We start from the raw sequence: 26,486 nt of genomic DNA on the forward strand, positions 1-26,486 counted from the left end.
TTAGCTGCTGAGTTTTTCTTTAATGAGATTCTTTATTTCTTGTCTTTCTCCAGAAATAACAAGGGTATCCCCTTCTTCAATAGCCGTTTCAGGTCCTGGAATTAAAATCTTCTCATGTGATTTTCTCACGATAGCGATGACTGTTACTTGATCGTTTTGGCTGACATTGAGGTCTCCGATTGTCTGCTGAACAGCTGGTGCATTTTTTTCAATCTTAAACCATTCAATCATCAGTTCATCAATGGCTACTTCTACAGTTTCAAGCGCTTTCGGCTTATATACCATGCCACCTAAAATAGCTGCAATTTGTCTTGCTTCTTCATCGTTTAGCAAGATACCAGAAATAGATTCTTCATGGTCGTCCTCTTGAAAATGATACATTTCTCTCCTGCCGTCATCGTGTGTAATGATGGCAAGCTTCTCATTATTTCTTGTGATCATTTCGGCTTTGTGACCGATACCTGGCAGTTCAGTTTCCCGAACCTTCATAACAGCCCCTCCAATGAATAAGCCAAATGCCCCAAACAGACACTTGCTTCCTATACTGATCTAAACGTATGTCATTATAGCAAAAGACCATTTCAAGATCAATGAAACCCGAAATGTTTTTTCGAATCATCTTATTTTCCGGAAAAACTACAGAAAAAAGACTGCCGTTCAGGCAGTCTTGCTACATTAAATATCTTGCTCAGTATCAATTTTCGCCGGCTTTTTCAGCTCACGGCTTTTCCATATGAGCCAAATTTGCGCTGCGATATATAGAGATGAGTACACCCCTGTTAACAGGCCGACAAGTAAGGCAATGGAGAAGTTTGTAATAGACGCTGATCCGAAGATAAGCAGCGCAATGACAACGATCACGACAGTGAGTACCGTATTGATAGATCGTGTAAAGGTTTGCTGTAAACTCAAGTTGACGATGTAAGATAGATCTTTTACCGTTTTTGGTTTACGTTTCTTCATTTGTTCACGTACCCTATCGAACGTCACGATCGTGTCATTGATCGAATACCCGATCACCGTGAGGATCGCCGCAATGAAGGTCACATCTACCTCTAACCGTGTGATACTAAAGAATGCCACAATAAAGAATGCATCATATAAGAGGGAAGCAATCGCTGCAATGGCCATTTTATATTCAAATCGAATAGAGACATAAATAATGATCCCAATCGAAGCGATGATGATGGCATATAAGGCGTTACGAGCAAGTTCTTTTCCGACAGTAGGAGACACCGTACTGACATTCGGTTCTGTTCCATACTTATCTTTAAAGTAATCTTTCACTTCTGCGATTTTTTCTTTATTTGGCACACCAACAAATCGTGCCGCTGTTTGATTTTCTTTTTGACCAGATAACACAACACTGTCTGTATCAAGATCTAATTTTTGAAAGTCTTGCTCGATTTGAGCAGTTGACAGCTTGTGGTCACTTTGAATGTCAACTCTTGTACCACTTGCAAAGTCAATACCCGCATTGAGTTTGAAAATCGAAAGGGCAATAATCCCCGCAATGGTAATGGTTACTGAGAAAATCATGAAACCTTTTCGCTTGCTGACAAAATCCCATTTATCAAACGGTGTTTTTGGTTCAGTATTTTCTGTTGTTTCATGAATATCGATGATGTCTTTTTGACGGACACCAAACCAGCCTTTCTTGCGATCGAGCGCGCGGCTTTCCACAAGCAGTCCAAGAAGGAATCTTGATAGGAATACAGCCGTAATAAAGCTCGTTAAGATGGAAAGAATCAGCATAGTTGCAAACCCTTTTACAGAACTTGTCCCGAAGAAGAAAAGGACGCCCCCTGCAATAATACTCGTTAAGTTCGCATCAAAGATGGTCGCAAATGATCGGCGGTTCCCTGACCTGAAAGCAGAACGGACAGATTTACCGAGCTTAAGCTCCTCTTTGATCCGTTCATATGTGATGATGTTGGCATCAACCGCCATCCCTACTCCAAGAATCAGTGCCGCAATTCCAGGCAGTGTCAGAACAGCGCCCATCCAGTCAAACACCTGTAAGGTAATGTAGATGTACGTTGATAACGTGATGACAGCAATAAGACCAGGTAATCGGTAATAAAAAAGCATGAATAAGAAAATGAGGGCAATTCCCACAATCCCTGCAAAGACAGTCTCATTTAATGCCTGTTCACCGAATTGCGCACTCACTGATGTGGAGTACTTTTCAGTTAATTTCACTGGCAATGCCCCAGCATTTAAAATACTTGCAAGGTCCTTTGCCTCTTGGACAGTAAATTTCCCTTCAATTTGCACGTCACTGCTGTTGATTTCTTGATTCACATTCGGCGCAGAGACATACTTGTGGTTTGATTTTGAGACTTCTTTTTTGAAGGAATCTCCTTTGTGGTAATCAAGCCAAATGACAAGCTGGTTATTCGGCGCCATCGCCGCTACTTTTCTTGTCACGTCACCAAATTTTTTCGCATCCTTTAGTTTAACCGTCACAATTGGCTCATTCGTTTGACTGAATGTTTGTTTTGCACTGTTTTCGACCAGATCAGCTCCGTTTAGGAGTTCTTTATCATTCGTATCTCTGAAGGATAGCTGTGCTTCAGTGGAAAGAATCTCCCTAGCTCTGTTTTGATCTTTTACCCCCGCAAGCTGCACGCGGATACGATTGTTGCCTTCAATCGAGATGTTCGGCTCACTTACACCTAGCACATTGGCTCTTCGGTTTAAAGCCTCCACTGTACTGACGAGGACACTATTTGTGATCTTGTCCTCTTTTTTCACTGGATGTACATCATACAGGACTTCAAATCCACCCTGCAAATCCAGCCCTAGCGTCATATCTTTCGCAACAGGCTTTGTTAGTAAGCCTACGCCAGTTCCGATTAACAGAACCACTAAGAAAAACGCAAGAATGCGCCCTTTTTTCATTATGTATTTCCTCCTTAAACACCTGAATCCATTAAGATGGCTTATTTCAACAGTTCATCTAGCATATTCTTGCCATCTTCACTGTCCAAAAAAGCAGACGTTTTAAACGACTGAACGGTTGCATAGTTCATAAATTCGCCAATTTTCACAGATAAAATATCTGCAACCATTTCATGAATCGGATACTCTTGTTTTTTCTTCCACTTCTTATTCTCTAAGTATGACCATAATTCCTCTAAATCTACATCTTTATAGCCCAAAACGATGAATTCTTCAAGCTTACTGAACAGAAAAGGCTTTAAATGGTCTTTGTAAATTGCAGCCGGATGTTGTGTCAATGGGATGCTCCCCCTTTTCAGTTTTTATCGAGAGACTTGTCATGCTTGGACGATATACACGCATATCTTATTGTATATGATTCTATGTCGTTTGAGAAGGCAGGTGATCTTTGATTTGACGAAGCAAACGTTTTTAAAGGGCACGATTATTTTAATTTTAGCAGGTTTTATCACGAGAATATTGGGTTTTGTCAATCGAATTGTGATTGCAAGGTTCATTGGCGAAGAAGGAGTCGGGCTTTATATGATGGCTGCCCCTACCTTTTTTCTCGCTGTGACGCTGACACAATTCGGACTGCCTGTCGCTATTAGCAAGCTTGTCGCAGAAGCAGAAGCCCGGGGTGACAAACAGAAAACAAAACGTATTCTGGTCATGTCCCTTGCAATAACAGGGACACTCAGCCTGATATTCACGCCTCTCTTTTTATGGTTTGCACCCATCATGGCAGAAAAGATGCTGACAGATCCTAGAACGGTCTATCCACTGCTTGCCATTACTCCCGTAGTCCCAGTCATCGCCATTTCCAGTGTGTTAAGAGGATATTTTCAAGGCAGACAGCAAATGAGCCCGCTTGCAATATCTCAAGTACTGGAACAGGTCGCAAGAATTTCTCTAGTGGCAGTATGTACAACAGCTTTCCTTCCTTATGGGATTGAATATGCGGCTGCTGGAGCGATGATTTCATCTGTCATTGGAGAGATGATTTCACTTGCTTATTTACTGATCGCCTTTCGTTATAAAAAGACCATTCACATTCGAAAACGATTTTTTAAGGCGATTCATGACGGTAAGGACACGTTTAAGCAGCTGATGAGTATTGCCCTCCCAACAACAGGCAGCCGTTTCATCGGGAATATTTCGTGGTTTTTAGAGCCGATAGTTGTTGCGCAAAGTCTTGCCCTTGCTGGATATGCGGCTGTAGAGGCGACAAGGCAGTACGGGGAGTTGACTGGTCTTGCGCTGACCCTTTTGACACTGCCTAGCTTTATTACGTACTCTCTCTCCACTGCATTGGTCCCGGCGATCAGTGAAGGAATGGAGCAGAACAAACGTAAAACGGTCGAATACCGGCTGAAGCAGGCGATGCGTCTTTGTCTACTAAGCGGAGGTATTTCCTGTATTATTCTTTTCGTATATGCAGAAGATTTAACGCTCTTTATGTATGGTTCATCGCATGCGGCTATCTATGTGAAATTCATGGCTCCATTTTTTCTTCTATATTATTTTCAAGGACCGCTTCAAGCTGTCCTGCAAGCTCTCAATTTAGCTGGTGCGGCGATGACGAACAGTCTGATAGGTGCTGTTGTGAAAACAGGGATGATTTTTGTCCTTGCTTCACAGCCGGGCTTTGGCATTATGGGGGCAGCACTGGCGATATTAATCGGCATTGTCCTTGTCACGCTGCTTCATGCGGCAACTGTCGGTAAAGTACTGCCTATTCATTTACCAGTGAAGGAATATGGGATATGCGTTCTTGTGATTATCGGCACCGGGGCTGTCAGCCTTTGGCTGAAATCTCAAGTAAATGGGCTCTTTTCTGCTCCTATTGAGCTTGTGTTGCTGATCTTTGTTACGTGTGTGCTATATGTCATTCTATTAATCTGTCTAGGGCTGGTGAAGCGAGAAGAGCTTCGCCGTATCCCGTTCATTGGGAAACTGCTCTAGTTCATCTCTTCTTGATCACTTCATCTTTCAAATCAATATAAAATGTCTTTTGATTAAAGCTGCAGTAGGAAATATGATCAATTTCATGATAGCCTCTTTTGGCAAGCTCATCTTTCAGCCACTGTTCATTTTGATTAATTTGCTTCAGATGATCGTGCTGTACAACACCATCAGCAATAAGTGGCAGCTCAAGCGCTCCGTGTGTGTGCTTGTTTTCTTTTTCAACGACCGCAAGCTTTCCTGATGGCTCTAAAATGGCGTAAGAGACATCCTGAATGCTATCGATGTTGTTTTCTCTTAATTGAATGAGCAGGTCATCAAAATTGTATCGCTGCTTTCTCATCGCACCCTCGTCGATTTTCCCATTGATGATGAGCAAGGTCGGTTTGCCGTCAAGAAAGCGCCGGACACCTTGGAATTTCAATGAGAGGTAGGCAAGTATGATTTGAATGAAGGTTAACAGAAGGATTGGCCATACCGTATGTAACATGTGATCCTCGACTTCTTCTATGGCGAGAACCGCAATTTCTGCGATCATCATAAAAATGACAAGATCTAAAATACTCAATTCGCCAATTTCTCTCTTGCCCATTAACCGAAAAATAAACCAAATAAGAAAATATAAAATGATTGTTCTCATGGAGATTATCAAGATGTCCTGCATGTGATGTAACCCCTCCTTCTCCACCATAGCTTGTGTCAAAACACTTTATTTATGTAGAAAAGAAAGCCTCTGTTTTTATCGTGAGAAACATGTCTATTTTTTCTTCACAGTGAATACATTTTAGTAAAAGACAAGCTTCGGTCAATTGGAGAGGAGACGAATCACATGCAGGAAACGAAACAAATCGGAAAAGGGATTTTATCCGGCTTAATGGCCATTTTTATCGTGATGATTGTCACAAGCTTACTTGTATCGCTCATGCTTACCTTCACAAGTATGCAGGAATCATCGTTTAAATGGATGATTATGATTTTGTCCTTTGTGGCACTTTTATTAGGGGGGATCATTGCTGGAGGGAAAGCAAAGGAGCGCGGCTGGCTTATTGGTGCAATCACTTCTATGATCTTTTCTCTCACTGTATTCTTGTTTCAATATTTAGGGTTTGGAGAAACCTTTTCACCAGAGCAGTTCATCTATCATGGAGCATTTCTAGGGATTTGCATGCTGGGCGGAATGATTGGCGTCAACCTTCGAGGCAAATAAAAAAAGAGCGGATCATATCGCTCTTTTTTTATGGCTATGTATCGGAGGATTAGCCTTTGTCAGCTAATTCTCTAATAGCACGTCGATCGAAAGTTAAACGGTTGTTCTCGCTTGTTTTGATAACCACTTTTGATTCATCAATGTAGTCGATTTCACCGTGTAAACCACCGATTGTAACGATTTTATCGCCTTTTGATAAAGATTGCTGCATCTGACGCACAGCTTTTTGTTGCTTTTGCTGTGGACGGATTAACAAGAAGTAAAGCACAGCAAACATGACAACAATCATAATGATTGAACCCATACCACCATCCATTCTATTTCACCCCTTTCTAAAGCATTATAAAGCCTTTCGTTTATGCGTTAAAAGTTTTTCGCATTCGGTTCATTAAAGCCGTAACGCTCAAAAAACTCTTCTTTAAAATCACCTAAACGATCCTCACGGATAGCTTCTCTCACTTGCTCCATTAATTTTAACAGAAAATGAAGATTATGATAAGTTGTTAATCGAATTCCGAACGTTTCATTTGTTTTGATTAAATGTCTAATATAAGCGCGTGTGTAGTTTTTACATGTGTAGCAGTCACAATTTTCATCGATTGGTCTGAAATCACGCTCATATTTTGCATTTTTCACAACAAGACGTCCTTCGCTTGTCATCAACGTGCCGTTTCTTGCAATTCGCGTCGGCAGAACGCAGTCAAACATATCTACACCGCGAATGGCACCGTCAATTAAGGAATCTGGTGAGCCGACACCCATTAAGTACCTTGGCTTGTCTGCCGGTAACAATGGCGTTGTGAACTCCAGTACACGGTTCATCACATCTTTTGGTTCACCAACAGATAAGCCTCCGATGGCGTAGCCTGGGAAATCAAGTGAAACCAGATCTTTTGCACTTTGTTTTCGAAGCTCTTCGTATTCTCCGCCTTGGACAATTCCAAACAGCCCTTGATCCTCTGGACGCTGGTGCGCTTCTAGACAGCGCTCTGCCCATCTGCTTGTCCGCTCAACAGAACGTTTCATGTAATCATATTCTGCTGGATATGGCGGGCATTCATCAAATGCCATCATAATATCAGAGCCAAGCGCATTTTGGATGTCCATGGCCTTCTCAGGAGAAAGGAACAGCTTGTCTCCGTTTAAGTGATTACGGAAGTGGACGCCTTCTTCTTCAATTTTTCTAAATTCACTCAAAGAGAATACTTGGAATCCACCTGAATCGGTCAGAATCGCTCGATCCCAGTTCATAAATTTGTGCAGGCCGCCTGCTTCTTTCACAATGTCATGACCCGGACGGAGCCAAAGGTGGTACGTATTGCTTAAGATGATGCCTGCTTCCATTGCCTTTAGTTCTTCAGGTGCCATCGTTTTGACTGTAGCCAGTGTACCTACCGGCATAAATACAGGTGTTTCAAAGGAGCCGTGCGGTGTATGAACGCGTCCTAGTCGAGCACCTGTTTGTTTGCATGATTTAATGAACTCATAACGTATCGGTAATTGCGACAAAAATGAGCCCTCCTGTCTTTGTTGTATAATGTTATTGAATCAGCATGGCATCGCCAAAGCTGAAGAATCGGTATTCCTCTTTTACAGCCTCATTGTACGCTTTTAGGACATGCTCTCGTCCAGCTAATGCGCTGACAAGCATGATTAATGAGGATTTTGGCAGATGGAAATTCGTGATCATGCCATCAATTGCCTTGAATGTATAACCAGGGTAAATAAAGATTGACGTCCAGCCGCTTGACGCTTTGAATTCGCCGTCATGCGCACTTGCAATAGTTTCGAGCGTTCTCGTTGACGTTGTCCCAACTGAAATAATTCGTCCGCCTTCCTTGCGAACGCGATTGAGCTCTTCTGCTGTTTCTTCATTCATTTCGTAAAACTCTGCGTGCATTTCGTGTTCTTCAATACGTTCTGCACTGACCGGACGAAAAGTGCCAAGCCCCACGTGCAGCGTAATGAAAGCTATATGCACACCTTTTGCTTTCAGCGCATCCAGCAGCTCGGTTGTAAAGTGAAGACCGGCAGTTGGAGCAGCAGCGGAGCCAACCTCTTTCGAATACACCGTTTGATACCGTTCACGATCGTCAAGCTGCTCTTTAATATAAGGAGGCAGAGGCATTTCACCGAGGGATTCAAGTACTTCATAAAAAATGCCGGTATACTGAAATTCAACTTTTCTTCCGCCATGTTCCAATTCCTCTGTACATACCGCTTGAAGCCGTCCATCACCAAAGGTGATAACCGTTCCTTTTTTCACCCGTTTGGCTGGTTTTACAAGTGTTTCCCAGTTGTCTCCTTCCTCTTGTTTTAATAGAAGAAGTTCAACTTTTGCACCTGTACCCTCTTTCATTCCAAACAAACGTGCCGGCAGAACGCGTGTGTTGTTTAAAACGAGGCAATCACCCGTTTGAAAATAATCCGTGATTTGTGAAAATGTATCATGTTTGATTGCACCGTTTTTTTTGTTTAAGACCATCAGTCTTGATGCATCTCGTTTTTCAAGCGGCACTTGTGCAATTAATCTTTCTGGTAAATCAAAATCAAATAGTTCTAGCTTCATTTCCTTCACCTATTCTGTAGTTAACTAGTTAACGTTATTTCATCCGTCCAAAGATATTAAGTAATATGGTTAGCACGATGCTAATGACAATGCATGTTATCACAGGAAAAAAGAACGTCACATTTCCTTTTTTCACAAAAATATCACCTGGAAGCTTACCAACCAATTGAAATACTAATCCTGCGGCAAAAAGGACGCCACCTAAAATCATCAATATTTTAGGGAATTCAGTCACGAATCGGAACCTCCATTTGAAAATGTTCATACGCTTCTCTTGTGACGACCCGTCCTCTTGGTGTTCTTTGCAGGAAACCAATTTGCAGTAAATACGGTTCGTACACATCTTCAATCGTATGTGATTCTTCTCCAATTGTCGCTGAGATTGTATCAAGCCCTACAGGACCGCCTCTAAATTTTTCGATCATACTTAAAAGCAGCTTATGATCGATATGATCAAGGCCAAGCCTGTCGACTTGAAGGCGCTCAAGAGCATCTTCCGCAATGTCCTCGGTAATCGCTTGATTCCCAAGCACCTGCGCAAAATCTCTTACTCTTCTGAGCAGACGATTGGCAACCCTTGGCGTGCCCCGAGAACGTCTTGCAATCTCTTCGGCTGAGCGAAGATCGATCCCAATCTCGAACAGCTCGGCTGTTCTTGCCACAATGTGAGCCAAATCTCTTTGCTCATAGTATTCCAATCTTGCATGTACCCCAAACCTGTCACGAAGCGGTGCTGTTAAAAGCCCTACACGGGTCGTGGCACCTACAAGTGTAAATGGCGGTAAATCAAGCCGTACAGAGCGTGCTGTATCTCCTTTGCCAATGACGATATCTAAACAAAAATCCTCCATTGCCGGATAAAGCACTTCCTCAATTGAACGCTGCAAGCGATGAATTTCATCTATAAACAACACATCACCTGGCTCAAGAGAAGTTAAAATCGCCGCCAAATCGCCAGGACGTTCAATCGCTGGTCCAGACGTTGTCCGTAGCTGAACATTCATTTCATTGGCAATAATTGACGCGAGCGTTGTTTTCCCGAGTCCAGGCGGTCCGTATAAAAGGACATGATCGAGTGTTTCCTGCCTCATCCGGGCAGCTTCAATAAACACGCTGAGGTTATCCTTTACTTTTTGCTGACCGATATATTGGCTAAGTGTCTGTGGCCGCAGACTTTGCTCAATGGCTGATTCATGGTTGTCTGCTTCAGTTGAGACGAGCCGTTCATCCATGAGACATCACCCTATTTCAACATTTTTTGTAAAGCTTTTTTCACATATTGATCGGTTGTGAGATTCTTTTCTTCTTTTAATAATGGAAGAATCTTTTTAATTTCACGATCACCGTATCCAAGAACATTTAAGGCTTCAAGCGCTTCGTCTAATGCCGTTTGCTGCGTTTCGACCTGAATATGGTCCTCGTGATTAAATAAGTTGCCAATCATTTCCGGTACGACATCGGCTAGCTTTCCTTTTAGATCGAGAATGATTTGGCGAGCTGTCTTTTTGCCAACACCAGGGAACTTAATCAGGAACGCTTCATCTTCACGTTCTATCGCTGAAATGACAGCGCCAGGATCACCGGAAGCAAGAATCGCTAGAGCCCCCTTCGGTCCAATCCCCGTGACATTTAACAGTTTTGTGAACAGCGCTTTTTCTTCTCGCGTTTGAAATCCATATAACGAAAAAGCGTCTTCCTTTATGTAATGATACGTATAAATCGTTTCTTGTTTGTTTACTTGATAGATAAACGGGTTTGGGCTATAGACTTGATATCCCACTCCGCCGTTTTCTATGACAACATATTGCGGGCACACATAATCAATGGTCCCTTTTACAAACTCTATCACCGTTTTCACCTCTTTGACTGTTCTTCATTGTAACATAAATCGAGAAGAAAACCGCAATAAAAGTTAACATACGTTCGCTCAATACATTTTTACGATGAGACCACGAAAAACAGCTTGCGGACTTCACACCAGCAAGCTGTTATACGCTTTAAAACGATATTTCATTTCGGTAAGGCTTCATGACTTCAAGCACATGCTCAAATTCATCCTTTGTTCGAAAAGGAATGCCTTGCTCAAGCTGCTCTTCCACATGACTTTCTAAACGGGACGTATCAATTTGAAAAAAGAGATGAATGGGCTCCGCCCAGCCGTCAGGCCTTCCATGAAACGTAGAAATCACACCGTCCTCTGATAATCCGATATATCCATTTGCTTTACTTAATGGAGAGATATCATCAATTTGCTTTCTAAAAAGTGCAAAATCCTCTTTCTGTTCTACTAGCGTCCAGCCTTTATACTGCGACCAGAATGTGTCTTTGTCTTCTAATGATGCCCGGTGTCTTTCAATACTCACATCTCCGTCTAGATAGACTTTTTCCAGCTGCACGATGATAGAGTTTGACTGCTTTTGCAAGTGTTCTTTTCCTTCCATATCCGCAGCGAAAAAAAGCACACTTGTCATGATAAGTCCTGTAACGAAACATTTCATCTTCACTTTCACTATTTACACCTCTTTAGAACATGAGATCGATGCACGACATATGTAGTTTGACCCATTTTTCTAAACATTAACCAAATCGATAACATGAATATATGGGAAGAGTCTTTCGTTGTATCCTTCATTCGTAAATGGTATGTTTTATACAATCCATTGCTTTATCGAATGACACGGTTTTTTCATCATTCGTTTTTCAGCCGCATAAACTGAAACCAAAGAAGGTGAAGTCAATGTCAGATGTTAAAAGATTAGCCGAATCGATTCAGTATCATGAAGATAAACGTCTTCATAAGCTTGCCTTTAAACCGGCAGAGCTTGAGCTGTGCGGCAAAGGAAGAAGTGCTTATGTCTTTTCATACAAAAAAGACGGCAAGAAAATGGCGCTAAAAGTCTTTTTCCCTTCTCATCAGCATATTGCCCGCAAAGAAGCCGCCATTTATGAAAAACTTTCTGGTTCGTCTTACTACCCTGAGATTTATGAATCTGGGGATCAGTATATTTTAATGGAATATATTAAAGGTTATACATTCTATGAATGCCTCACAAAGGGGATTCCTATTAAAAAACAAATGATTGAACAAGTCGATGATGCGCTAGAAGAAGCACGCGAGAAAGGATTGAATCCTTCTGATATCCATCTGCGGAATCTGATCTTAACAAAGGAAGGACAGGTCAGGGTCATCGATGTTGCCCGTTTCACACAAACAAAAGTATGCCATCAGTGGGATGATTTAAAAGCCGCTTACGCTTATTATCAAAAACCTTTTTTCCCGAAAAAAGCACCGCGTCTATGGCTTGAAGTGATTGCCTATTTGTATAAAAAGAACTGGCTGTCCCGCGGTCAACTTAATAATCGGAATGATTTTTCTGCATAATGAAAGCCGCTCTCTTTGAGCGGCTTTCTGTTTTAATCTGTTTCAACATGGATGCTATTCACGTTTAATAAATTAATGATTTCATTATTCAGCTTAAACCAATGATTAGCTTCTTCAATTTTCTTATACACATCATAGGTAGCTGGGCGTTTCAGCTCGAAATCAAGCACTTCCCCATTGTTCATATGAAATGTTACCTTAAATACTTTCATCATAAGATCACCTTCCACTCTTTCTTGTTCGCTGGTCAAATAGATCAGCTCTTTTCATTCATTCTCTATTCAACTCGTTTCCCCTCCTTCTTTCCATTCAAACACAAGAAGTTTAAATTTTGTTTAAATTCAAATAACATCTCTATCCCTCTGCTTTGCAAAGAAGTATATTATTTAAAAAGGAGGCTGTCTTCATGAAACGGAAAAAGAAACGTACATCTCCAGAAAGACAAACCGTCTTGTTTCATTTAACAGATGCGCTCATTCCGAGTCTGGACATGATGGGGCTTGCATTAAAGGCATTTTTCCACCTCTTAAGAAAAGCCTTTTCTGCGATCTGATAAAACCCCGCACAACATACGTGCGAGGTTCTTTTTTAGGACGAATATATTTGACTTCCTTGGCTGATAAACTCCTTCGCCTTCTTCTCCATCTCTCTTTTCACTTCTTCTGATTGATTGCGAATATCATGAGAAATTTTCATACTGCAAAACTTCGGTCCACACATCGAACAAAAATGGGCAGTCTTAGCGCCTTCAGCAGGCAGTGTTTCATCATGGAACGCCATCGCTCTTTCTGGATCAAGTGACAGGTTGAATTGGTCCCGCCATCTAAATTCAAACCTTGCTTTTGATAAAGCATCATCGCGCTTTTGAGCAGCAGGATGTCCTTTTGCTAGATCAGCGGCATGTGCGGCAATTTTATAGGCAATCACACCTTCTCTCACATCTTCTTTGTTCGGCAGACCTAAATGCTCTTTTGGCGTCACATAGCATAGCATTGCTGTTCCATACCAGCCGATCATAGCCGCGCCGATAGCAGATGTAATATGATCATATCCTGGGGCAATATCTGTTGTAAGAGGTCCTAGCGTATAAAATGGTGCCTCTTTGCAAATCTCCATTTGCTTGTCCACATTCTCTTTGATTTTATCCATTGGAACATGTCCAGGCCCTTCAATCATCACTTGTACATCATGTTTCCAAGCGATCTCTGTCAATTCACCTAACGTTTCCAGCTCTGCAAACTGCGCTTCATCATTGGCATCAGCTATTGAGCCTGGTCTGAGTCCGTCTCCAAGTGAAAAAGCAATATCATATGTTTTCATAATCTCACAAATGTCTTCGAAGTGAGTATAGAGGAAATTTTCTTGATGATGGGCAAGACACCACCTTGCCATTATGGCACCGCCTCTTGAAACAATTCCGGTCACCCGATCGACTGTCATCGGAATATACCTTAACCTCACGCCCGCATGAATCGTGAAGTAGTCTACTCCTTGCTCTGCTTGTTCTATTAATGTGTCCCTGTACACGTCCCACGTCAAATCTTCTGCCACTCCATTTACTTTTTCAAGCGCCTGATAAATGGGAACGGTGCCTACTGGGACTGGGCAATTCCGTATGATCCATTCTCTCGTTGTATGAATGTCCTTCCCTGTAGACAGATCCATCATGGTGTCTGCACCCCATCTGATTGCCCACGTCATCTTTTCTACCTCTTCATCAATGGATGATGTCACAGCTGAATTGCCAATATTCGCATTGATTTTGACGTGAAAATGCCTTCCAATAATCATCGGTTCACTTTCAGGATGGTTAATATTCGCTGGAATGACTGCTCTTCCGCTGGCTACTTCCTTTCTCACGAACTCAGGGCTTAGTTCTTCTCTTAACGCAATAAACTCCATTTCAGGTGTCACAATACCTTTTTTTGCATAATGCATTTGCGTCACACAGGCACCTTGTTTTGCGCGGAGCGGCTCATGACGAAAATCAGTATGAACATGATGAAAGGACTCTTTTCCCTTGGAACGATATCCATTATCTTCTGGTTTCACATGACGCCCTTCATAGCTTTCTGTATCTCCTCTTTCTTCGATCCATGCTGTCCTAAGGCGATTTAACCCCTTAGTGACATCAATATGGGCTCTCTCATCAGTGTACGGTCCACTCGTATCGTACACACGAATCGGTTCATTTTGAATGTTCCCCGCCTGTGTCACAGTTTGTGAGAGGGCAATCTCTCTTTTTGGCACTAAAATGTCAGGTCTTGATCCTTTCTCATACACCTTTCGGCTGCCGTCAAAGCTTGATAATAAAGATTGAGTTGTTGGGGTATTTTTCTTTTCTTTCATTTGCTGTTCTCTCCTTCTCTTCTTGTCACCGGACAGGATGGAATCAGCACCAGCAAAAAACCAGGATCTATGAAAAGAACCTGGTTTCGTCGTTAGAAATAAACATGAATGTTATGACTCATGTATCATCTTCAACTTCCCCACGCTGGTACGAGCCAGATCAGGTCCAAAGGGTTAAGAAGCATACACTTCTCTCTCAGCCCAGCCGCGGGCACCCCTAGTCACATTTATTGATTTCCACAACAGTTTAGCATAGAGATGCCATGAAAAAAAGAAGTTTTAGGAAAATAGTTCCTTTCCACTATAAAAAATAACAGCTCTCCTTATTTGCACCTTTCTATACATCATCTATCCCAATCATTTCGATAAAATCTGAAATAATCGTTGATCCTTTTCTCCTAATATGTATAATTAATCTAAACTCAGAATTTTTACACAAACTTTTCCCAAAGGAAGTTCTAGTCTATTGCAAACATTTCTCACATTTATCGTCATAGGATTCTTTTACGTTAATTTTATATAGGCATCAAGGGTTATTTTTAAGAAAAGGCTAAAGTTCTTGAGGAACTTTAGCCTTTTTTATTCTCCAACCTATCGAGTCATGCCTGTTTGACCTGTTTCAAATTGTGTTCTTCTCATATCTCTAAAGCGTGTGAAAGCACCCTCGTCTTTAATGACTTGGACAGCTCTTCCGTCCGCATAACGAGTCGCTGCTTCTTCAACTTGTGATACGCCCTCTGACGTCAGACGTCCATCTGATTTAATGGCAATATACACATTTTCATCTGTCACCATCACTTGTGAGTCTGCAACGTGGTTCATTTTATTGACGCGGTTGGCAATTTTTCTTGAACGCTGGACGTTCTCTTGTTTATCGTAGCCAGAGAACGACATTTGGTTATGATAGTTCATATCTCCATGACTGTAGCGTCCATCTCCACCCGCGAGAGGCATTCGATCATCGGCTTGAGGACGGGTGCGATAATCAACATTCGTTGTGTTCCCACCGTTCATCCCCTCCATGAGTTCAGAAACTGGCCCTTGATGATCTTGGTTATTGTCAGCCGCACGGTTATTCGAATGATATCCAACTGGCTGACCAGATTGATTATGACGTGTATCTACACCTGCATTGTCATTTGTACCACATGCCGTTAACCCAATAGGAAGAAGCACTAATGCGATCGTTTTTTGCCATTTTTGTCTCAAACGAAAAACCCCCTGTACAAATTCAATCTCATGAGCGCGAAACAGGCTCTGTTTTAGCATGTACAGTTTAGGAAAAAATCAAGCTGTCAGTTATAAACAAAAAAAGGAACGATTGAGATCGTTCCTTCCAGATTGTTAAAATGATCTTTATTTTAGCCCTTTGTCTTCTTTTCAGCGTGATAGAAAACCTTTGCAGTCTAGGAAGGGCGAGCACCGGAGCGGAGCGAATTTGACATTCGTGAGCACCGTAGCACAGCCCTGACAACGAATGCGAGGGTTTGTCTACACGCTGAAAGGAACGATTGAGATCGTTCCTTCTGTCATTACACTTCTTCGTCTTCTTCTGGCCTTGCAAAAACAGATTGACCTGGATATGGCTGCATATAAGGCTGAGCTGGATAAGCCCCCATTTGTCCATAAGGAACAGGATTCGGATAATGTCCTGGCCACGGCTGATGCTGCTTCATGCCATCATCACATCCGCAGTCTTCCTTGCCATAAGCTTCATTTGAAACGTTTGGATAAAAGCCTTGATTCACGTTCGCATTAGCGTTGGCATTTGGATGCATATGGTGGTGCCAGTGATGCCCGTCGTTTGAATGATGTTCATAATGTTCCCCGTAATAGGCCGGCGCTTGATACGCAGGATAATACGGTTGAGCTGGGTATGGATATGGCATCATGTGATGGTGATAATATGGCTGGACAGGATAACAAAGACCTGAACCTGGTAAAATTGGCGATGCTGGCATCATTTGCTGCGGATATGGATACATTGCCGGCATGTAATGACCATGACCATAACCATAATAAGGATCATATGAGTCATGATGCTGGTGATGGTGATGATGCTCTTTATTCTCAGCCATTCCCCCTACCGCTGCGCCTCCTACATTCGGCATTTGCGGGAAATTAGGAAGGTTTGGGTAATTGGTGTGCTCCATATCTTTTCCCTCCTCCTTTTGATGCGGAATATGAATAAACGGATCATACCCCTTTGCCACTTCATCTTTTAAATGACCTTTATTTTCATCATAAAAATGGTCTTTGTTATCTTTATGCTCCTTATTTTCATGATGGAAATGGTCCTTGTTATCTTTATGCTCCTTATTTTCATAATGAACATGATCTTTCTTTTCATGAACGTGATCTTTTTTCTCATGATGTTCTTTTTTGGGAGGAGGCGTGAATGGCTGGTAGAGATTGGTCTGATAATAGTTCACATCGACTTGTGGAAAAACTGGCTGCTCGATCTTTGGCACTGGCGGTACATAAGGTACCGGTTCGTTTGGCTTTTCTTTCGGCTTCGTATCTTGCACTTGCACGACATCTTTTGGCTTTTCTTTCACATACGGATGCTCTTTCGGCTTCGGCATTTCTTTTGCTTTGTGATGATCTGTTTTTACAGGAACACCACTAGATGGAATCTTGATCTTCATACCCGGCATGATCAAATCTGGGTTACTGAGCTGTGAATTTAGTTTTTTCAATTCTTGAAAGTCGACTCCGTATTTCTTTGAAATTTTCCAAAGGGAGTCTCCTTTTTGCACAATATGAATTTTCAACGTTTTCCCCTCCTATGCAAAACGTGAACGTAACGGTTATGTCAGAAGTACAATATGTTTCACCATAAATTTATGCCTATTTACAAGCCGATATGATAAAAACTTGTTTTCTGATAGGAGGGGCTGATTCATTATTTAATGGCGAGCATTTTATTCAGTGCAAGTAAAGCCTCTTTTGTAATGTCCTCATTGACCTGAATCAAACCGACCGGATCACCTTTCTCAATGCTTTCTAGTGACCATAACAAATGAGGAAGATCGATCCGATTCATGGTCAAACATGGACACATATCCGGATTGAGGGATTCAATTTGTTTATCTGGATGCTGATCGATTATCCGCTTGACTAAATTCATCTCTGTTCCAATCGCCCACTTGCTTCCTGCTGGTGCTTCCTTGATCGTATCAATAATGAATTTTGTTGAACCGGCTAAATCAGAAGCCCTGACGACTTCATGCGTGCATTCTGGATGGACAAGGATTTGAATGTCACGGTCACTTTTTCTCGTTTCTTCAATATTCCTCACCGTAAATTTCTCATGGACAGAGCAATGGCCTTTCCATAAAATCATCCTGATGCGGGAAAGCGGCTGATCGGTGATGAGCTTTTCTTCTATTTGATCCCAGACAGCCATTTCTTCTAGTGAAATGCCTAAATCGAATGCCGTATTACGTCCTAAATGCTGGTCAGGGAGAAACAGAATCCGCTCTTTTTGTGTGAGCGCCCACTCCAGCACTTTTTTAGCGTTTGACGATGTCACAGTCGCCCCGCCATGCTTGCCGACAAATGCTTTAATATCCGCTGTTGAGTTGACATACGTGAGCGGTAGGATCGTATCCCCAAACAGATCAGTGAGCTGCTCCCATGCTCTGTCCGTTTGTTTCATGTTCGCCATATCTGCCATTGAACAGCCTGCTCTCATATCTGGCAATAGGACCTTTTGATTCTTGTTTGACAGCATATCTGCCGTTTCAGCCATGAAGTGAACACCGCAGAATACAATGTACTCAGCCTCCTGATTGTCCGCGGCTATTTGTGCGAGCTGCAATGAATCTCCTGTTGCATCTGCAAATTGGATGACTTCATCCTTTTGATAATGATGCCCAGGTATAAAAAGCTTTGATCCAAAGGCTCGTTTAATGTCTAATACACGCTGCTTCATCTCATCATTAGAGCGGTGCTTATATTCTTCTGGCATCATGGCTGCATGTTGATTTGTGAGTACATCAAGCATGGACATGAGTTGTTCCCCCTTTATGACTGAATTCCATATTCATACTAAAATCAAATGCTGGAGCAGAATGTGTCAGAAAACCAAGTGAAATAAGGTCGACACCTGTCCCCCTGTAACTTGGCAATGTCTCTAACGTGATGCCTCCTGAAGCCTCCGTCAGAATTGTCTCCGGCGTCATTTGTTTAAAACGTTTTACTTCGTCCGGAGAGCAGTTGTCAAACATGATGACATCGGCTTTTGCATCAATGGCTTCCATTAGCTGCGTTTCTGATTCAATTTCCACTTCAATTTTCACCATATGACCGGCAAATGCTCTTGCTTTCTCTACTGCTTCACGAATAGAGCCGCATGCAGCAATATGATTATCTTTAATCATCACTCCATCTGATAAACCGAAGCGGTGATTCTTTCCGCCTCCTGTCTTCACAGCGTATTTCTCTAACATGCGCAAGCCAGGAGTCGTTTTTCTCGTATCACAAATCGTAATCGACGGGTCCGCTAATCGCTGCACCGCTTCATGGGTTATTGTGGCGATGCCTGTCATGCGCTGCAAGACATTCAAAATGACCCGTTCTCCTTTTAATAAGTCACTGACCGGCCCCTCTATTTTCGCTAGCACAGCGCCTGAATGAATCCAATCACCTTCTTCAAAAAACAATTCAGCCTGAATCTGTTCATTCAGCAGGCGGTACCCTATGTCAATGACTTGAGAACCTGCCAATACACCCGATTGTTTTGCGATGATGTATGCTGTTCCTTTCTTTTCTTCAAAAATGGCATCAGCTGATACATCTCCAAAGCCAATATCTTCTGTGAAAAAATGAGTCAGCATTTGTTTTAACTGTAAACGTTCCATTTGGCACCGATCCTTTCATTTTTCATCATGTAAACGCGGCCTTTTTCATGGACAATCTGCATGCCCCTCCACAAAGTATCATTCCGCTTTGGATAATCCATTCGATAATGGCCGCCTCTGCTTTCTGTACGAAGTAATGCAGACTTCACAAGGCAAATCGCTAATCCCCATTGATTGCTTAATTCGATCTGTTCACTTGTGATATTCTTCACATTCATTTGCTGATACGAGACTTGCTGTAATGTTTGAAGCAAGGTCTTTAGCCCTTTTTCGTCTCTTACAATTGCGGCATATGTCGTCATCCATTTTCTCAACTGATGCTCTGAAATCTCTGGGACGGACCATATTTCTTGACTAGAAAAAGATGGGACTGTTTTTTTCTGTTTAGGTACCTGTTCAATTCTTCGTGCCGCTTTGTTTCCTAAAACGAGACCTTCCAAGAGAGAATTACTCGCCAATCGGTTCGCTCCGTGTAAGCCTGTACAGGCCGCTTCTCCGATAGCAAAAAGAGATGGGACAGTCGTTTCTCCATATTCATTCACGCAGATTCCGCCCATTAAAAAATGCATACCAGGGGAAACTGGGAGCCTGCCGCTTGCCATATCGACACCTGCCCGCTGACACATCGCATTAATTGCTGGAAAACGAGCTGAGAAATGTGGAATCTCGCGGATATTGAGATACAGATCATGACCTAATTGCTGCTCATGAAAAATAGCTCTAGCGACCACATCTCTAGGCGCTAAATCAGCTTGTGGGTGAATGCCTTTCATCATCCTTCTGCCTGTTTCATCTTCTAAATAGGCTCCCTCTCCCCGGACTGCCTCTGAAACGAGACCGACTGCTTTTCCAGCGATCGTCAAGAGGGTGGGGTGGAATTGAACAAATTCAAGATCTGCTAATTGTGCCCCGGCTCGATAGGCCATCATCAGTCCGTCTCCTGTTACAGAAGGGTCATTTGTGTTTGTTTCATATAGGGAGCCGCAGCCGCCCGTGGATAAAACAACGGCATCTGCGGTCATGGTATGTACGTGTCCTTTCTCATCTTTCCATACCACACCCATGCAGGTTCCTTCATGGACCAATAGATCAATGACATGGTGATATTCGTATAAATGAATATGTGAGGCAAGCTGACTTTTTAAATACTGCACGAGGGTTTTGCCTGTTTGGTCTCCTCCTGCATGCAAAATGCGATGAGTCGTATGTGCTCCCTCTTTACCTAATTGCGGCACGCCCGTCTCCGTTTGATCAAATGGACAGCCTTCTTCTACGAGCTGCTCCACCAAATGCTTTCCAAGACTTACGATCTCTTGTACCGCCCTCTCATCATTGTGATCACAGCCGGCAGTTAATGTGTCTTGTACATGCTGATGAACAGAATCCTGTGCTGAAAAGGCAGCAGCGATTCCTCCTTGTGCAAGCATGGAATTACTAGAGGAAAATTGTTTTTTTGTCATCATAATAACTTGGCAGCTTTCTGAAATGGTTTTTGCAAAGGAAAGCGCTGCAATGCCTGATCCCACCACAATGACTTTTTTGATTGATGACACCCTCGCCCCTCCTGTCATTTACACCTGTCTTGACACATATCATTACACAACACTACAATAAATACAAGAAAAAATTTTCACATAGGAGATGGATGAGTTGGTTTATTTAGATTACGCAGCTTCTACACCTGTTTCAGAGGAAGCGCTGCATGTTTTTCAGCAGCTAAGTCAAGATTGCTACGGGAATGCAAGCAGTCTTCATGATGCAGGTGGAAGAGCAAATGACATACTGACTTACAGTAGACAATCAATCGCTACCATTCTTGAGGGCGAACCAGACGGCATCTACTTTACAAGCGGCGGAACGGAATCCAATCTTCTTGCGATTCAATCGATTGCAAATGGTTTGCCAGCACACAGGCAACATGTCATCACAACTTCTGTAGAGCACCCTTCTGTTCATCACGCGGTTAGTCACTTAGAGCGTCTTGGCGTGAAGGTCACGATCATTGAACCGAATCAAGATGGGATCATCACTCAGGACATTCTCAAAGAAGCATTATTGCCTGAAACAGGACTAGTATCTATTCAACATGCTAATTCAGAAACAGGGATTATCCAGCCGCTCGCTGAATTAGCGCCCCTTTTAAAAGAAAGACACATTGTTTTTCATACAGATGCCGTGCAAACATTCGGAAAGATTCGTGTGTCCATCAAGGAGCTTGGGGTTGATGCCATATCCATCTCTAGCCATAAAGTGTATGCACCTAAGGGCGCTGGTGCTGTCTATATGAGCGCACATGTTCCTTGGAAGCCTTTATATTCAGGTGCAGTTCAGGAAAATGGCTTCCGCCTTGGAACAGTAAACGTTCCATGCATCGGTGCTTTTGCTGCTGCGAGCGAACAATTGATGCTTAAGCTAGATGAGCAGCAACGACAAAATGAGCAGCTTCGTGATTATTTTCTTCAGCAGCTGAAAGTGAGGCCGCTTCCTGTTCGTACACTTCAGAACAATGGCAATCGCCGTATGCTGCCTCATATTATTGGTTGTTTTTTTGAAGGGTTTGAAGGACAATATGTAATGTTAGCATGTAACCGGCATGGGATTTGTATATCGACTGGAAGCGCATGTGCTTCTGGTTATCATCATCCTTCCCCCGCTGTGAAGGCATTGCACATATCAGATCGTGATGCCCTTCAATTCATTCGACTATCATTTGGATCGAAGTCATCAAAAGAGGACATCGATCAACTTTTGCATACATTTGAACAATTGCAAAAGGAGAAGAAAGGAGCATAGGACGTGGAGCAAGAGAGGAAACTCATTGGCGAAGAGAGAAGAAACGCCATTTTAGAGTGGCTGAAAGAAACAGATACACCGCTAACCGGAAGCTTTTTGGCTAAAAAGGCAACTGTCTCTCGACAAGTCATTGTACAAGATATTTCACTATTAAAAGCAAAAAACGAACCCATTATTGCTACAAGTCAAGGCTATGTGTATATGGCGCCGCATGCGCCAGAAAGAGAAATGGAACAAATCATCGCCTGCAAGCATGATCCTGTTCGTACAGAAGAGGAACTGACCTTGATTGTAGACTTTGGTGTGACAGTGAAAGATGTGATCATAGAGCACCCTGTTTACGGTGAACTAACGGCCTCTATTCGCGTCAGTACTCGCAAGCAAGTAGCTGATTTCGTGCATCACATTTCTAACACGGGCGCCTCCTACTTGTCAGAACTAACAGACGGCGTGCATTTACATACACTTACTTCTTACAGTCAAAAGCAGCTTGACCAAGCCATTCAAGCGCTCGATGACGCTGGTTTTTTAATTAAAGACTAAAAAAATAGTGTCCCCCACAGGACACTATTTTTCATTCGTTAGTTCATATGTTTGGTAGCTGCCAAGCAGTTTGACCTCACAGCCAATCGCTTCTAACTCCTGAATCGCGCCAGGCACAAGGACATCATCCATTTCCTTTTCAATATCGATAATAAATAAATAGTGTCCAAGACCCGTTTTTGTCGGACGAGATTCAATTTTTGACAAGTTGAGATTCCGCCAAGAAAAGGCAGATAACACGCGATGCAATGCACCTGATTGGTCATCCTTTGGCAGACTGACGACAATGGTCGTTTTTGGCTTCGATGAGAACCCAGCATTCATTGGGAACGATGCTTTAGGATCTTTATGTAAAATAACAAAGCGTGTATGATTGTGCGGATAATCATGAATGTCTTTTTTAGCAATCGTTAAACCATACGTTTGTGCGGCAATTTCATTGGCAATGGCCCCAGCAGCCTCATCCGGATGCTCACTGATATATTTCGCTGCATAGCCTGTTGATTCTACTGGACGGTGCGGAATATCTGGGTACTGTTTTTTCAGAAATTGATGACACTGAGCAATTGCGTGAGGATGTGATTGGATCACATCTAATGTCTCCCAGCTTTCCGCTCTTGATGGGTGGACAAGCAAATGCTGTCGAATCGGTGCTGTCATTTCACCAACAATGGACAGCGCTTCTTCATGAATTAAATAATCAATCGTTAAGTTCACAGATCCTTCGAGTGCATTTTCAAGTGGAACGACCGCCAAATCTACTTCGCCTTTTGACACAGCATCCATACATTGTGGAATCGTTGCATAGGCACGCTGCACTGCATCTGCTGGAAAGCAAGAGCATACGGCCAAATGAGTAAATGTTGCCTCTGGTCCAAAATAACCTACAGTTAATTGCTTCATCTGCTATGATCTCTCCTTTTACGCCCCAGAACCTAGAATTTCGACTTTTTCGACAAATTCAAGTTTTCTTAATTGATTCATGACTGTATTGATATCATCTGCCATACCAGCCGTGCTAATGGATAGGGTGACATTCGCTCTTCCCTGCAGCGGAATCGTTTGGTGAATGGATAATACATTACAGCCAGAGTCAGCCACAATTTGAAGCAGCCTTGACAGAGCCCCAGACCGATCCTCAAGGTGGAAAAACAATGTGATGATCTGCTCTTTCACCATCGTATAAAATGGAAAAACAGCATCTCTGTATTTATAAAAAGCACTGCGGCTTAAATCCGCTTGTTGAACAGCATCGGCAACTGAATCCGCTTTTTTGCGATCTAGAAGCTTTTTGACTTCAAGCGTTTTTCGCATCGCATCTGGAAGGACATCCTCTCTTACTAAATAGAACGTTTCTTCTTTCACCTGTTTTCTCCCCTTTTAAAAACGGGAGAGCCCATGGACTGGACCCTCCTTTTGATCAATCAATAAATTCAAATTCAAATTCAAGCAGACGAATGATGTCGCCGTCTTTTGCACCACGCTCACGCAAGGCATCATCGACACCCATTCCGCGCAGTTGTCTAGAGAATCGTTTCACGGACTCATCTCTTGAGAAATCTGTCATCTTAAACAGTCGCTCAAGTGCTTTACCCGTTATGACAAACGTACCGTCAGGATCTCTTGAGATCTCAAATGGTGCATCTCCCTCATCAAACCTGTACATCACGCGGTTATCAGATAGTTCCTCTTCATTATAGAGCGGGAATTCCGGTGTTGTTTCAAGCTGATTGGCGATTTCAAATAAAAGCTCACGAAGCCCTTCTCTTGTGATCGCACTAATTGGGAACACTTTATAGTCATCCGTTAATTTTTCTTTAAATGCCGCTAGATTGTCAGCTGCATCTGGCATGTCCATTTTGTTCGCTACAATGATTTGTGGACGCTCAGTCAATCTCATATTGTATTGCTCAAGCTCTTCATTAATGGTCACATAATCCTCGTACGGGTCACGACCTTCAAGTGCTGACATATCAATGACATGGACAATGACACGTGTCCGCTCAATGTGACGTAAAAATTGATGACCTAAGCCAACGCCTTCGTGCGCTCCTTCGATCAGTCCTGGCAGGTCCGCCATGACAAAGCTTCGGTTATCATCTGTTTCGACAACTCCTAGGTTCGGTACAAGCGTTGTGAAATGATAATCCGCAATCTTCGGCTTCGCAGAAGAGACAATTGAAAGCAGTGTCGACTTCCCGACACTTGGGAAACCAACAAGTCCAACATCTGCAAGTACTTTTAATTCTAAGATGACGTCACGTTCTTTTCCTGGCTCACCATTTTCAGAAAGCTGCGGTGCAGGGTTTGCCGGTGTTGCGAAACGTGAATTTCCACGTCCGCCTCGGCCGCCTTTTGCAATGACTGCCCGCTGTCCATGCTCTGTTAAGTCAGCGAGTACCTGTTTCGTCTCTGCATCCGTCACAACCGTACCGGGCGGAACTTTGACAATCATTTCTTCCGCATTTCGGCCATGCTGGTTTTTACTCATTCCGTGCTCGCCGCGATCCGCCTTAAAATGGCGCTTATAACGAAAGTCCATCAATGTTCTGAGTCCTTCGTCTACTTCAAATACAACATCTGCACCATTTCCGCCGTCGCCACCAGCCGGCCCGCCTTTAGGCACATATTTTTCACGACGGAACGCCACCATACCGTTTCCGCCGTCACCGCCTTTAACATACACTTTAACCTGATCTACAAACATAACTTCCTCCGTTTCTCTGCATCACATATCTCGTTCTTGCCTCAAACAAAGCTCGATCATGGACTCATGACTTGTCACATGAAATTGAACTACACTCATACATGGATAGTTTGCGTTATGAAACGCATTTAACGCATCCAAACTTGTTAATTTTCCTTTGAAATCAAAATATAAGACCACATCATTATCTTCATGATCTGTTTGGAACGTGACCGTTAAATGATTTTCAGTTTTTTGGCAAACTGATTGGTCGAATATCGAAAACAACTCCTGTGATACCGTTAGCAGCTGCGATTCATATGCTGATAAGTCTCGGGTTTCACCAAGCACTTCATATTCTAGGGTGATAAAATGCGACTCCCAATTAAATGTTAGAAAGTAATAGGCTAATTGGGGAATTTTTAAATTTGAGAGTTTGGATTCATGCTGTGCTTCAATGACCATTTCTTCTATAATTTCAAACACTCGGTCATATTTTTCTAATGTCAAGTTGCCCTTGATCAGCTGCAATTTATTCATCCAGTCGTGTCTTGAACGACTGAGCAGATAGATCAATTCATTTGTTAATGCAACGTGAGTTAATTTTTCATTTTGTTTACTTGATATCTCTTCCATTATCGCACTCCCAATCGTTTGGTCTCTCTTTTAGGAGTCTTATCATCACTATGTCTCCCTGAATTATAACAGAGAAGACAGCATAGAAAAACACTAGTTATGTGAGGAAAGGTTGTTTTTTCTGATCTATAGGAGAAAATGAGGCAAAGTCAGCAAACGTTCTTTGATATTTATGGAGTGCATCTTCTTTTTTCATCTTCGATACTACTTGTAAAAAGTGAAAAAAACTCCAGTCAATGACCGGAGTTTTTAGCAATTATTGTGCCACAGGATATACGCTCACTTTTTTACGGTCACGACCGAAACGTTCGAATTTAACCGTTCCGTCGATTTTAGCGAAAAGAGTGTCGTCGCCTCCGCGTCCAACGTTTTCACCTGGATAGATTTTCGTTCCACGTTGACGATAAAGGATAGAACCACCAGTTACGAATTGACCATCAGCACGTTTAGCGCCTAAACGTTTAGACTCAGAGTCACGTCCGTTCTTTGTAGAACCTACCCCTTTTTTAGATGCGAAAAATTGAAGATCTAATCTAAGCATGAAGTTC

Annotated in this window: 29 protein-coding genes and 1 riboswitch; of the genes, 6 read left to right on the plus strand and 23 right to left on the minus strand. The window is 42.6% G+C overall.

Translation table 11 applies throughout. The annotated features are described in order from the left end of the window. The 3 genes from C6W21_RS08215 to C6W21_RS08225 all read right to left on the minus strand — a co-directional run bounded on the left by C6W21_RS08215 (position 1) and on the right by C6W21_RS08225 (position 3,242). Complete coding sequence (locus tag C6W21_RS08215) at positions 1–489, minus strand: cation:proton antiporter regulatory subunit (RefSeq protein ID WP_106049949.1); 489 nt, start codon at positions 487–489, stop codon at positions 1–3. A gap of 186 nt (positions 490–675) precedes the next feature. Next, complete coding sequence (gene secDF / locus C6W21_RS08220) at positions 676–2,904, minus strand: protein translocase subunit SecDF (protein ID WP_106056116.1); 2,229 nt, start codon at positions 2,902–2,904, stop codon at positions 676–678. Between the two features lie 41 nt (positions 2,905–2,945). After that, entirely contained in the window at positions 2,946–3,242 is a 297-nt protein-coding gene (locus C6W21_RS08225; RefSeq protein WP_003216788.1) for a post-transcriptional regulator, read from the minus strand. A gap of 115 nt (positions 3,243–3,357) precedes the next feature. On the opposite strand from C6W21_RS08225, the gene spoVB reads away from it, so the two are divergent. Then, positions 3,358–4,908: a stage V sporulation protein B gene (gene spoVB / locus C6W21_RS08230; protein WP_106049951.1), complete on the plus strand. Its 1,551-nt coding sequence runs from the start codon at positions 3,358–3,360 to the stop codon at positions 4,906–4,908. A gap of 1 nt (position 4,909) precedes the next feature. On the opposite strand, the gene C6W21_RS08235 is transcribed toward spoVB, so the two are convergent. Next, positions 4,910–5,572 (minus strand): DUF421 domain-containing protein, encoded by a 663-nt coding sequence (locus tag C6W21_RS08235; RefSeq protein ID WP_106049952.1) that lies wholly within the window; start codon positions 5,570–5,572, stop codon positions 4,910–4,912. Between the two features lie 165 nt (positions 5,573–5,737). Between C6W21_RS08235 and C6W21_RS08240 the strand changes: the two genes are divergently transcribed. Further along, positions 5,738–6,115, plus strand: a complete 378-nt coding sequence (locus C6W21_RS08240) for a TIGR04086 family membrane protein (RefSeq protein ID WP_106049953.1) — start codon at positions 5,738–5,740, stop codon at positions 6,113–6,115. Positions 6,116–6,164: 49 nt separating this feature from the next. Here the strand turns inward: C6W21_RS08240 and yajC are convergent, their stop codons facing one another. From yajC to C6W21_RS08275, 7 genes are all read right to left on the minus strand, one after another. Next, the gene (yajC, locus tag C6W21_RS08245; protein ID WP_003216659.1) at positions 6,165–6,431 is read right to left on the minus strand and encodes a preprotein translocase subunit YajC; all 267 of its coding nucleotides are present in this window, start codon (positions 6,429–6,431) and stop codon (positions 6,165–6,167) included. 47 nt (positions 6,432–6,478) lie between these two features. Then, complete coding sequence (gene tgt, locus C6W21_RS08250) at positions 6,479–7,624, minus strand: tRNA guanosine(34) transglycosylase Tgt (RefSeq protein ID WP_106049954.1); 1,146 nt, start codon at positions 7,622–7,624, stop codon at positions 6,479–6,481. A 31-nt stretch (positions 7,625–7,655) separates the two neighbouring features. Beyond that, positions 7,656–8,684, minus strand: a complete 1,029-nt coding sequence (gene queA, locus C6W21_RS08255; RefSeq protein ID WP_106049955.1) for a tRNA preQ1(34) S-adenosylmethionine ribosyltransferase-isomerase QueA — start codon at positions 8,682–8,684, stop codon at positions 7,656–7,658. A 34-nt stretch (positions 8,685–8,718) separates the two neighbouring features. Next, entirely contained in the window at positions 8,719–8,919 is a 201-nt protein-coding gene (locus C6W21_RS08260; RefSeq protein ID WP_012010741.1) for a DUF2905 domain-containing protein, read from the minus strand. Further along, entirely contained in the window at positions 8,912–9,916 is a 1,005-nt protein-coding gene (gene ruvB, locus C6W21_RS08265) for a Holliday junction branch migration DNA helicase RuvB (protein ID WP_106049956.1), read from the minus strand. Before ruvB ends, C6W21_RS08260 begins: the two co-directional genes overlap by 8 nt. 11 nt (positions 9,917–9,927) lie before the next feature. Continuing rightward, positions 9,928–10,533 carry a Holliday junction branch migration protein RuvA gene (gene ruvA, locus C6W21_RS08270; protein WP_106049957.1) on the minus strand — a complete coding sequence of 202 codons (606 nt, stop codon included), beginning with the start codon at positions 10,531–10,533 and terminating at the stop codon, positions 9,928–9,930. A gap of 148 nt (positions 10,534–10,681) precedes the next feature. Next, complete coding sequence (locus tag C6W21_RS08275) at positions 10,682–11,182, minus strand: intercompartmental signaling factor BofC (RefSeq protein ID WP_189318173.1); 501 nt, start codon at positions 11,180–11,182, stop codon at positions 10,682–10,684. A gap of 239 nt (positions 11,183–11,421) precedes the next feature. Between C6W21_RS08275 and C6W21_RS08280 the strand changes: the two genes are divergently transcribed. Further along, on the plus strand, positions 11,422–12,066 hold the full coding sequence (locus tag C6W21_RS08280; protein ID WP_106049959.1) for a serine/threonine protein kinase: 645 nt from the start codon (positions 11,422–11,424) through the stop codon (positions 12,064–12,066). Positions 12,067–12,098: 32 nt separating this feature from the next. On the opposite strand, the gene C6W21_RS08285 is transcribed toward C6W21_RS08280, so the two are convergent. Then, the gene (locus tag C6W21_RS08285) at positions 12,099–12,281 is read right to left on the minus strand and encodes a hypothetical protein (RefSeq protein WP_003216799.1); all 183 of its coding nucleotides are present in this window, start codon (positions 12,279–12,281) and stop codon (positions 12,099–12,101) included. 191 nt (positions 12,282–12,472) lie between these two features. Between C6W21_RS08285 and C6W21_RS19015 the strand changes: the two genes are divergently transcribed. After that, positions 12,473–12,619, plus strand: a complete 147-nt coding sequence (locus C6W21_RS19015; RefSeq protein WP_189318156.1) for a hypothetical protein — start codon at positions 12,473–12,475, stop codon at positions 12,617–12,619. 35 nt (positions 12,620–12,654) lie between these two features. Here the strand turns inward: C6W21_RS19015 and thiC are convergent, their stop codons facing one another. From thiC to nadB, 6 genes are all read right to left on the minus strand, one after another. Next, entirely contained in the window at positions 12,655–14,415 is a 1,761-nt protein-coding gene (thiC, locus tag C6W21_RS08290) for a phosphomethylpyrimidine synthase ThiC (RefSeq protein WP_106049960.1), read from the minus strand. A 120-nt stretch (positions 14,416–14,535) separates the two neighbouring features. Then, a riboswitch (TPP riboswitch) is annotated at positions 14,536–14,644 on the minus strand. 362 nt (positions 14,645–15,006) lie between these two features. Beyond that, on the minus strand, positions 15,007–15,624 hold the full coding sequence (locus C6W21_RS08295; RefSeq protein ID WP_060596878.1) for a YhcN/YlaJ family sporulation lipoprotein: 618 nt from the start codon (positions 15,622–15,624) through the stop codon (positions 15,007–15,009). 323 nt (positions 15,625–15,947) lie between these two features. Further along, positions 15,948–17,189, minus strand: coding sequence for a SafA/ExsA family spore coat assembly protein (gene safA / locus C6W21_RS08300; protein ID WP_106049961.1), 1,242 nt, complete (start codon positions 17,187–17,189; stop codon positions 15,948–15,950). A gap of 131 nt (positions 17,190–17,320) precedes the next feature. Continuing rightward, positions 17,321–18,430 carry a quinolinate synthase NadA gene (gene nadA / locus C6W21_RS08305; RefSeq protein ID WP_106049962.1) on the minus strand — a complete coding sequence of 370 codons (1,110 nt, stop codon included), beginning with the start codon at positions 18,428–18,430 and terminating at the stop codon, positions 17,321–17,323. After that, on the minus strand, positions 18,417–19,280 hold the full coding sequence (gene nadC, locus C6W21_RS08310; RefSeq protein WP_106049963.1) for a carboxylating nicotinate-nucleotide diphosphorylase: 864 nt from the start codon (positions 19,278–19,280) through the stop codon (positions 18,417–18,419). The genes nadA and nadC overlap by 14 nt, the downstream gene beginning before the upstream one ends. Next, the gene (gene nadB / locus C6W21_RS08315) at positions 19,262–20,833 is read right to left on the minus strand and encodes an L-aspartate oxidase (RefSeq protein ID WP_106049964.1); all 1,572 of its coding nucleotides are present in this window, start codon (positions 20,831–20,833) and stop codon (positions 19,262–19,264) included. The genes nadC and nadB overlap by 19 nt, the downstream gene beginning before the upstream one ends. A gap of 97 nt (positions 20,834–20,930) precedes the next feature. On the opposite strand from nadB, the gene C6W21_RS08320 reads away from it, so the two are divergent. Together C6W21_RS08320 and C6W21_RS08325 are read left to right on the plus strand one after the other, a co-directional pair. After that, the gene (locus C6W21_RS08320; RefSeq protein ID WP_189318157.1) at positions 20,931–22,073 is read left to right on the plus strand and encodes an IscS subfamily cysteine desulfurase; all 1,143 of its coding nucleotides are present in this window, start codon (positions 20,931–20,933) and stop codon (positions 22,071–22,073) included. Between the two features lie 3 nt (positions 22,074–22,076). Beyond that, on the plus strand, positions 22,077–22,616 hold the full coding sequence (locus C6W21_RS08325) for a transcription repressor NadR (RefSeq protein WP_106049966.1): 540 nt from the start codon (positions 22,077–22,079) through the stop codon (positions 22,614–22,616). A gap of 24 nt (positions 22,617–22,640) precedes the next feature. Here C6W21_RS08325 and pheA read toward each other — a convergent pair whose 3' ends face one another. The 5 genes from pheA to rpmA all read right to left on the minus strand — a co-directional run bounded on the left by pheA (position 22,641) and on the right by rpmA (position 26,479). Further along, positions 22,641–23,519, minus strand: coding sequence for a prephenate dehydratase (gene pheA, locus C6W21_RS08330; RefSeq protein WP_034661622.1), 879 nt, complete (start codon positions 23,517–23,519; stop codon positions 22,641–22,643). Positions 23,520–23,537: 18 nt separating this feature from the next. Continuing rightward, positions 23,538–23,981, minus strand: a complete 444-nt coding sequence (locus C6W21_RS08335; protein ID WP_003216269.1) for an ACT domain-containing protein — start codon at positions 23,979–23,981, stop codon at positions 23,538–23,540. Between the two features lie 55 nt (positions 23,982–24,036). Next, on the minus strand, positions 24,037–25,323 hold the full coding sequence (obgE, locus tag C6W21_RS08340; protein WP_106049967.1) for a GTPase ObgE: 1,287 nt from the start codon (positions 25,321–25,323) through the stop codon (positions 24,037–24,039). A gap of 21 nt (positions 25,324–25,344) precedes the next feature. Next, positions 25,345–25,938, minus strand: a complete 594-nt coding sequence (locus C6W21_RS08345; protein WP_106049968.1) for a sporulation initiation phosphotransferase B — start codon at positions 25,936–25,938, stop codon at positions 25,345–25,347. A 256-nt stretch (positions 25,939–26,194) separates the two neighbouring features. After that, positions 26,195–26,479, minus strand: a complete 285-nt coding sequence (gene rpmA, locus C6W21_RS08350; protein WP_003152662.1) for a 50S ribosomal protein L27 — start codon at positions 26,477–26,479, stop codon at positions 26,195–26,197. Positions 26,480–26,486 lie beyond the last annotated feature (7 nt).

The organism is Bacillus sp. NMCN1, assembly GCF_002998085.1.
GTDB lineage: Bacteria > Bacillota > Bacilli > Bacillales > Bacillaceae > Bacillus.

What these genes read in the sequence shown, in the direction of transcription:
- C6W21_RS08285 (WP_003216799.1), bottom strand. Translation starts at nt 12,281, where the DNA reads ATGATGAAAGTATTTAAGGTAACATTTCATATGAACAATGGGGAAGTG.
- C6W21_RS08235 (WP_106049952.1), bottom strand. Translation starts at nt 5,572, where the DNA reads ATGCAGGACATCTTGATAATCTCCATGAGAACAATCATTTTATATTTT.
- C6W21_RS08240 (WP_106049953.1), top strand. Translation starts at nt 5,738, where the DNA reads ATGCAGGAAACGAAACAAATCGGAAAAGGGATTTTATCCGGCTTAATG.
- yajC (WP_003216659.1), bottom strand. Translation starts at nt 6,431, where the DNA reads ATGGATGGTGGTATGGGTTCAATCATTATGATTGTTGTCATGTTTGCT.
- C6W21_RS08280 (WP_106049959.1), top strand. Translation starts at nt 11,422, where the DNA reads ATGTCAGATGTTAAAAGATTAGCCGAATCGATTCAGTATCATGAAGAT.
- nadC (WP_106049963.1), bottom strand. Translation starts at nt 19,280, where the DNA reads ATGGAACGTTTACAGTTAAAACAAATGCTGACTCATTTTTTCACAGAA.
- ruvB (WP_106049956.1), bottom strand. Translation starts at nt 9,916, where the DNA reads ATGGATGAACGGCTCGTCTCAACTGAAGCAGACAACCATGAATCAGCC.
- thiC (WP_106049960.1), bottom strand. Translation starts at nt 14,415, where the DNA reads ATGAAAGAAAAGAAAAATACCCCAACAACTCAATCTTTATTATCAAGC.
- rpmA (WP_003152662.1), bottom strand. Translation starts at nt 26,479, where the DNA reads ATGCTTAGATTAGATCTTCAATTTTTCGCATCTAAAAAAGGGGTAGGT.
- C6W21_RS08275 (WP_189318173.1), bottom strand. Translation starts at nt 11,182, where the DNA reads ATGAAATGTTTCGTTACAGGACTTATCATGACAAGTGTGCTTTTTTTC.
- nadA (WP_106049962.1), bottom strand. Translation starts at nt 18,430, where the DNA reads ATGTCCATGCTTGATGTACTCACAAATCAACATGCAGCCATGATGCCA.
- C6W21_RS19015 (WP_189318156.1), top strand. Translation starts at nt 12,473, where the DNA reads ATGAAACGGAAAAAGAAACGTACATCTCCAGAAAGACAAACCGTCTTG.
- pheA (WP_034661622.1), bottom strand. Translation starts at nt 23,519, where the DNA reads ATGAAGCAATTAACTGTAGGTTATTTTGGACCAGAGGCAACATTTACT.
- C6W21_RS08215 (WP_106049949.1), bottom strand. Translation starts at nt 489, where the DNA reads ATGAAGGTTCGGGAAACTGAACTGCCAGGTATCGGTCACAAAGCCGAA.
- C6W21_RS08345 (WP_106049968.1), bottom strand. Translation starts at nt 25,938, where the DNA reads ATGGAAGAGATATCAAGTAAACAAAATGAAAAATTAACTCACGTTGCA.
- obgE (WP_106049967.1), bottom strand. Translation starts at nt 25,323, where the DNA reads ATGTTTGTAGATCAGGTTAAAGTGTATGTTAAAGGCGGTGACGGCGGA.
- secDF (WP_106056116.1), bottom strand. Translation starts at nt 2,904, where the DNA reads ATGAAAAAAGGGCGCATTCTTGCGTTTTTCTTAGTGGTTCTGTTAATC.
- queA (WP_106049955.1), bottom strand. Translation starts at nt 8,684, where the DNA reads ATGAAGCTAGAACTATTTGATTTTGATTTACCAGAAAGATTAATTGCA.